6 protein-coding genes are annotated in these 6000 nt (G+C 73.3%); 4 read left to right on the top strand and 2 right to left on the bottom strand.

The annotated features are described in order from the left end of the window. The first annotated feature begins 284 nt into the window (after window positions 1-284). Window positions 285-1772, top strand: a complete 1488-nt coding sequence (locus ACFVXG_RS42390; RefSeq protein ID WP_387935838.1) for a protease — start codon at window positions 285-287, stop codon at window positions 1770-1772. Between the two features lie 66 nt (window positions 1773-1838). Here ACFVXG_RS42390 and ACFVXG_RS42395 read toward each other — a convergent pair whose 3' ends face one another. Further along, window positions 1839-2456: a hypothetical protein gene (locus ACFVXG_RS42395; RefSeq protein WP_387935839.1), complete on the bottom strand. Its 618-nt coding sequence runs from the start codon at window positions 2454-2456 to the stop codon at window positions 1839-1841. Between the two features lie 230 nt (window positions 2457-2686). Here ACFVXG_RS42395 and ACFVXG_RS42400 point away from each other — a divergent pair, with 230 nt between their 5' ends. Next, window positions 2687-4144 carry a PHB depolymerase family esterase gene (locus tag ACFVXG_RS42400; RefSeq protein ID WP_387935840.1) on the top strand — a complete coding sequence of 486 codons (1458 nt, stop codon included), beginning with the start codon at window positions 2687-2689 and terminating at the stop codon, window positions 4142-4144. Window positions 4145-4207: 63 nt separating this feature from the next. On the opposite strand, the gene ACFVXG_RS42405 is transcribed toward ACFVXG_RS42400, so the two are convergent. Continuing rightward, window positions 4208-5116 carry an NAD(P)-dependent oxidoreductase gene (locus ACFVXG_RS42405; protein WP_387935841.1) on the bottom strand — a complete coding sequence of 303 codons (909 nt, stop codon included), beginning with the start codon at window positions 5114-5116 and terminating at the stop codon, window positions 4208-4210. Window positions 5117-5200: 84 nt separating this feature from the next. Between ACFVXG_RS42405 and ACFVXG_RS42410 the strand changes: the two genes are divergently transcribed. Then, the gene (locus tag ACFVXG_RS42410) at window positions 5201-5572 is read left to right on the top strand and encodes a winged helix-turn-helix transcriptional regulator (protein ID WP_387935842.1); all 372 of its coding nucleotides are present in this window, start codon (window positions 5201-5203) and stop codon (window positions 5570-5572) included. A 61-nt stretch (window positions 5573-5633) separates the two neighbouring features. Further along, complete coding sequence (locus tag ACFVXG_RS42415; protein ID WP_387935843.1) at window positions 5634-5903, top strand: PASTA domain-containing protein; 270 nt, start codon at window positions 5634-5636, stop codon at window positions 5901-5903. Window positions 5904-6000 lie beyond the last annotated feature (97 nt).

Here is a 6000-nt window from a genome sequence, read left to right on the forward strand (position 1 = left end):
GTGGACGAAGCGACCGGGCGACAGTTCACCCGAACGGACTTGTGGGCGGCCGCCCCCGGCCGCCACCGCCCGGACGCGCCCCTTCGATGCCGCGAACGGGCGTCGATCCGGCGTGCGAGCCCCTTGAGGCCCACCAGCCCCCGTGCCTACACTCGCGGCCGTCCGTGACCGGGTGTCCCGGAGCCCCCATCCACCCGGGCCGTCCGATCCGGCCCCGGTCACCGGCCGATGTCCCCCAACCATCCCTCGTGGAGGACTACTTGAAGGCTCGAACGATACGCCGCATGCTCCTGGCAGGGGCGAGCAGCCTGGCCCTGGCGGCCTCCGGCGCGCTCGCCGCCCCGGTGGTCGGCACCGCCGCGGCCGCCGACTACCCGACCGCGCACCCCGCCGTGGCCGACTACACCCAGGTGTCGGCGAGCACCACGCCCCCCACCCAGGCCCAGTGCGCGAGCGCGGGTCGCCGCTGCTTCTCCCCCCAGGCGATCAGGGCCGCCTACAACCTCGGGCCGTTGTACGCGGGCGGGTTCGACGGCCGCGGCCAGACGATCGCCGTCTTCGACTCGTACGGCAGCGACACCATGGCGCACGACCTGCACGTCTTCGACCAGGCGTTCGGCGTCACCGCGATGTGCGGCGAGGAGGCGGTGACCTGCCAGCCCGGCATGCCGACCTTCAGCGAACTGCACGTCCAGGGCGACCCGGGCACCACCGCGCCGCCGCCCACCAGCCACGGCACCGGCCAGGAGAGCAAGGCCGGGTGGGCGCTGGAGGTCGCGCTCGACGTGGAGACCGCGCACGCGATGGCGCCGGGTGCGAACATCCTGCTGGTGAGCACGCCGACCGCGGAGACGCTCGGCGTCCAGGGCCTGCCGACGCTGATGAACGCCGAGCAGTACGTGGTCGACCACCACCTGGCGAACGTCATCTCGCAGTCCTTCGCCTCCGCCGAGGGCGCCTTCGCCAGCCCCCAGTCGATCGAGCCGCTGCGGCACGCCTTCAAGTCGGCGGCGCAGAACGGCGTCACGGTGCTCGGCTCCTCCGGCGACAACGGCACGGCCGGCTCGGAGAAGACCCCGGTGAAGTCCGGCGGCTCCACCCTCCCGTACCCGTCGGTCGAGTGGCCGGCCTCGGACCCGCTGGTGACCGGCGTGGGCGGCAGCTACCTGTGCACCGACCCCGGCGCGAGCGGCGCCCGGACCGTGGACAGCACCGACAACCCGGCCGTCTGCCAGGCCGACTCGGGCTCCGCCGAGGTGGGGTGGACCAACTCGGGTGGCGGCTTCAGCCAGGTCTTCGACAAGCCCGCCTACCAGGCGGCGCTGCCGGCCGGCTCCACCGCGATCGGCGCCAAGCGCGGCGTGCCGGACGTGTCCCTGCAAGCCGCTTCCAGCACCGGCGCGCTGGTGTACCTGTCGCTGCCGCCGGACGGCTCCTCGGGCCTCAAGTGCGGTGCCACGCCGTGCAGCACCGGCTGGTACGACATCGGCGGCACCTCGCTGTCCTGCCCGCAGTGGGCCGGCCTGGTGTCGATCGCCGACCAGCTCAACGGCGGCGGCCTGGGCCAGATCAACCCGGCCCTGTACAAGCTCGGCACCGACCCGGCGAAGTACGCGGCCGACTTCAACGACGTGACGCTCGGCAACAACACCACCGACCCGACCGTCCCGGGCTACCCGGCCGGCACCGGCTGGGACCCGGTCACCGGCCTGGGCACGCCCAACGCGGCGAACCTGCTGCCGGACCTGGTCAGCGCCGTCCGGGCCGGCTGAGCCCGGCCCGCACCACTCCGCCCCGTCGAGCGTGCGGCTCGACGGGGCGGAGCCGTCCGGCCGCCGTCAGAACAGGGCGTCGGCCGACTCGCACTTCAGGGAGCCACTGACCGTGGCGTCGACGGCGTCCGGCAGCTGGGACACCGGCAGGCCGACGATCTTGACGGCGTCCTCGGTGCGACTGACCGTCGCGCCGACCGCGGCCTTTCCGCCCCACACGGCCGCCTTGTCGTCTCCGGCATCGCCGCCGACGGTCAGCACCAGGGCCACCTGCCCCTGGCCGTCGAAGGTGACGACCAGGGCGACCTTCTTGTCGGGCCCGCCCGCCGCGGTCAGGGTCAGACCACCGGACGGGGACTTCTTGCCGAGGCAGCCGGCCGGGTCGAACTGGAACGTACCGCCCTTGCTCCCGGTGATGGTGAGGGTGTTCGCACCGCCGGGGGCCGCCGCGCCGCCCGATCCACCGGCCGGCTTCGAAGGGGCGGCCGCCGTCGCGGGGGCGGTCGGCGTCGGCGCGTCGGCCGGCGCCGAGCCGGTGGTGCTCGATATGGCGGCGCCCGGCGCCGAACTGTCCGGCGCGGCGGCCTTCGTGGAGGGGGACGAGCCGGACGAGTCGGAGGGGCCGCAGGCCGAGAGCAGCAGGACGGAGGTGCCGAGGAGTACGGCGGGTACCACACGAGTCATTCGCATCATGGGCACAACGTAGAGCTTCTGTGTGACAGAACATCAGCGAGTTTGCGACGACTCCGTCCCAGTCCGGCGCGGCACCCACCGGGATGGCGGTCCGGCACATGGCCCGGCGCCGAAGGATGGGCACCCGGTCCATGTCCCCGGCCGTCCGGGGCCCCCATGCTTCACGTCACGATCCCGTCCCCCACCCACGGGTTCGCCCCCACCCGTCTTGGAGCCCCGCCATGCACCGACCCGTACTCGCCCGCGCCCTGACCCGCGCCGCACTCGCCCTCGCCCTCGCGGCCGGCCTCGCCGTCACCGCCGCACCGGACGCCTCCGCCGACAGCGGGACCTTCCAGCAGGTCAGCGGCTTCGGCTCGAACCCCGGCGGGCTCGCGATGTACACCTACGTCCCGGCCGGCCTGCCCGCCGGAGCACCGCTGGTGGTCGCCCTGCACGGCTGCGGCCAGAGCGCGAACGACTACGACAGCGACTCCGGCTGGCCCAAGTACGCGGACGCGTACCGCTTCGCCGTGGTGTTCCCGCAGACCGACTCGGGCAACAACCCGCTGTCCTGCTTCAGTTGGTTCGACGCGGGCAAGGACACCCGGGGCAACGGCGAGGCCGCGTCCGTCGTGCAGATGGTGACCGAGGCGGAGTCGCGCTACGGCTCCGACCCCCACCGGGTGTTCGTCACCGGTCTGTCCGCGGGCGGCGGCCTGACCGCCGACCTGCTGGCCGACTACCCCGACGTGTTCGCGGGCGGCGCCGTCGACTCGGGCCTGCCCGCCCAGTGCGCCACCACCCAGAGCGCCGCGTCCGGCTGCCAGAACGGCAGCCAGAACCTCACCCCGGCCCAGTGGGGCGACAAGGTCCGCGGCTCGTACCCGGGCTACACCGGCCCGTGGCCGCGGGTGGCGATCTGGCAGGGCACTGCCGACTACACCGTCCGGCCGGTCAACGGCACCGAACTGCGCGACCAGTGGACCGACGTCTGGGGCATCGGCCAGACGCCGTCCACCACCCAGAGCCTGCCCGGCGGCACCACCCTGACCAGCTACGCCGACGGCGCCGGCCACCCCGCCGTGCAGCTGTACTCCGTCTCCGGCATGGGCCACGGCCTCGCCGTCGACCCGGGCTCCGGCCCCGAGCAGTGCGGCACGACCGGCCCGTACTTCCTCGCCGGCATCTGCTCCAGCTACTACACCGCCCGGTTCTGGGGCCTCACCGGCCCCGCCACCGGCGGGCTCCCGGCCCCGACCGGCCTCGCCGTCACCGGCACCACGGCCTCCTCGGTCGCCCTGTCCTGGAACGCCGTGGCCGGCGCCACCTCGTACGACGTCTACCGCGGCGGGGTGCAGGTCAACACCGGTGCGGTCAGCGGCACTTCCTTCACCGACACCGGGCTGGCGGCCGGCACCCCGTACGGCTACAGCGTCGCCGCCGTCGACTCCTCCGGCACCGTCGGCCCCCGGTCCGCCACCGTCGACGCGACCACCACCGGCGGGAGTCCGGTGACCTGCTACACCACCGACAACTACCACCAGACCACGGCCGGCCGCGCCCACCAGAGCGGCGGCTACACCTACGCCGACGGCTCCGAGCAGAACATGGGCCTGTGGAACCTCTTCACCACCCACACCCTGGCCGAGACCTCCCCCGGCTACTACGTGCTCGCCGACTCGGGCTGCCCGGCGTGAACCCGGGTGTGCGCGAGAAGTCGGCCCGGCCGACTTCTCGCGCAGCGCTGCATCTGCATCCGGTCAGCGCGGTGCCCGGATGCCGTCGATGATGCGGGTCCAGTTGTCGGCGCCGTGCCCGTCCTCGATCGCGCGCCGGTAGTGGGCCTGCACGGCCAGCGGGAGCGCGAGGTCGAGGCCGAGTGAGGCACCGGTCTCGACGATGTGGTCGGAGGTCGCGCCCATCATGGTGACGGTGCTGAGGTCGCCGGGGTGCTCCCCCGCGTCGAGCGCGGTGCCGGGGTTCGCCTCGCCGGCCCGCAGGATGGCGCCGATCGAGTCGGCGGCGGCGAGCAGTTCCGGCAGCGCCTCCCCGGCCTTCATCCCCGCGGTGCCCAGCATCGCGGTGGCCTGCATCAGCGCGGACAGGGTGGTGAGGAAGACGGCGAGTTGGGCCTGGTACATCATCTGGGCGAGGCCCTGGTCCTCGCCCAGGTACTTCGGCGTTCCGAGCCGGGCCAGCGCTGGCAGGTGGCGCTCCATCAGCTGCTCGGGGCCGCTGTAGTAGACGTGGGCCGCCGGCGTGCCGACCATCGGCGCGGGGACCATGACGCCCCCGGTGAGGAAGGCAGCGCCGTGGCCCGCCGCCCAGCCGGCCGCCTCGCGCGAGCGGTCGGGGGTGTCGGAGCTCAGGTTGACCAGGGTCCGGCCGGCGAGCGCCGCGGTGGCGCCGTCGAGGATGTCGTACATCGCCCGGTAGTCGGTGAGGCTGAGGATCACCAGGTCGCTCGCCGCGACCGCCTCGCCGGGTGTCGCCGCGAGCCTCGCGCCGGCGGCGACGAGGCCGTCGGCCCGGGCGGCGGTGCGGTTCCAGACGGTCACCGGGTGGCCGGCGTCGAGGAGGGTCCGGGTCATCGCCCGGCCCATCGGGCCGAGCCCGATCACGGTGACGGGGCTGTTCTGACGGGGGGTTCGGTTCTGTCGTTCGTTCACCCCTCCATGCTCGGAGAGGGTCACTATCCTCGGAAGTACCCACTATTTTCTGTGGTACTTACCTTTTCGTAAGGGGGATCGGTGATGGCCAAGGCACCGAGGAACGGGCCCTACATCTGCGGCATCGACGCCGCGCTCGACGTGGTGAGCGGCAAGTGGAAGGGGCTGATCCTCTGGGAACTCGCCACCCACGGTGTGCGCCGCTTCGCCGAACTCCGGCGCGCCCTGCCGGGCGTGAGCGAGAAGATGCTGACCCAGCACCTGCGCGAGATGGAGGAGGACGGCCTCGTCCACCGGGAGGTCTACGCGGAGGTGCCGCCGCGGGTCGAGTACTCCCTGACCGAGCACGGCCGCACCCTCGACCAGGCCCTCAGACCGCTCGGCGCCTGGGGCGCTGAGCGGGTACGCCGCGAAGGCTCCCAAGTCGTCGCCGTGGCCGAGTCCTCGCACGGGTAGGCATCACCGGACCGCCGTGGCAGTGGGCCTCGGCGAAACACGGCACGGAGGGGGAGCCGACGTGAGCTGGACGGGCCCGAGCACCGCTGACGAGGTGACAGTTCCCGACATCGTCGGACTGACCGTGACCCACGCGCGGAAAGTCGCCTGGCAGGCGGGCCTGGTCATCGCCGCCGCCGATCCGGACGGCCCACCGCTCCGGGCCCTGACCTGGCCGGGAGTCTGGGTCGTCACCGCCCAGCATCCCGCCCCCGGCTCCCGGATGCGCCGCCGGGGCTCCCTGGTGGTCGAGTTCGAGCAGGTGCGCGACGACGGGACTCCCGACGTCTGACCGCCGTTGGGGGGGGAATAGGGCCGGGCCGCGAATATGCCCCCGGGGAAGGCATGGGCGGGGGGGGGCGAGAGTTAGTACACGGAGATAACACGGC

The sequence above is a fragment of the Kitasatospora sp. NPDC058162 genome, assembly GCF_042884005.1.
Classification (GTDB): Bacteria; Actinomycetota; Actinomycetes; order Streptomycetales; family Streptomycetaceae; genus Kitasatospora.

Coding starts and splice junctions, on each gene's coding strand:
- ACFVXG_RS42395 (WP_387935839.1), bottom strand. CDS start 2,456: ATGACTCGTGTGGTACCCGCCGTACTCCTCGGCACCTCCGTCCTGCTG.
- ACFVXG_RS42400 (WP_387935840.1), top strand. CDS start 2,687: ATGCACCGACCCGTACTCGCCCGCGCCCTGACCCGCGCCGCACTCGCC.
- ACFVXG_RS42410 (WP_387935842.1), top strand. CDS start 5,201: ATGGCCAAGGCACCGAGGAACGGGCCCTACATCTGCGGCATCGACGCC.
- ACFVXG_RS42390 (WP_387935838.1), top strand. CDS start 285: ATGCTCCTGGCAGGGGCGAGCAGCCTGGCCCTGGCGGCCTCCGGCGCG.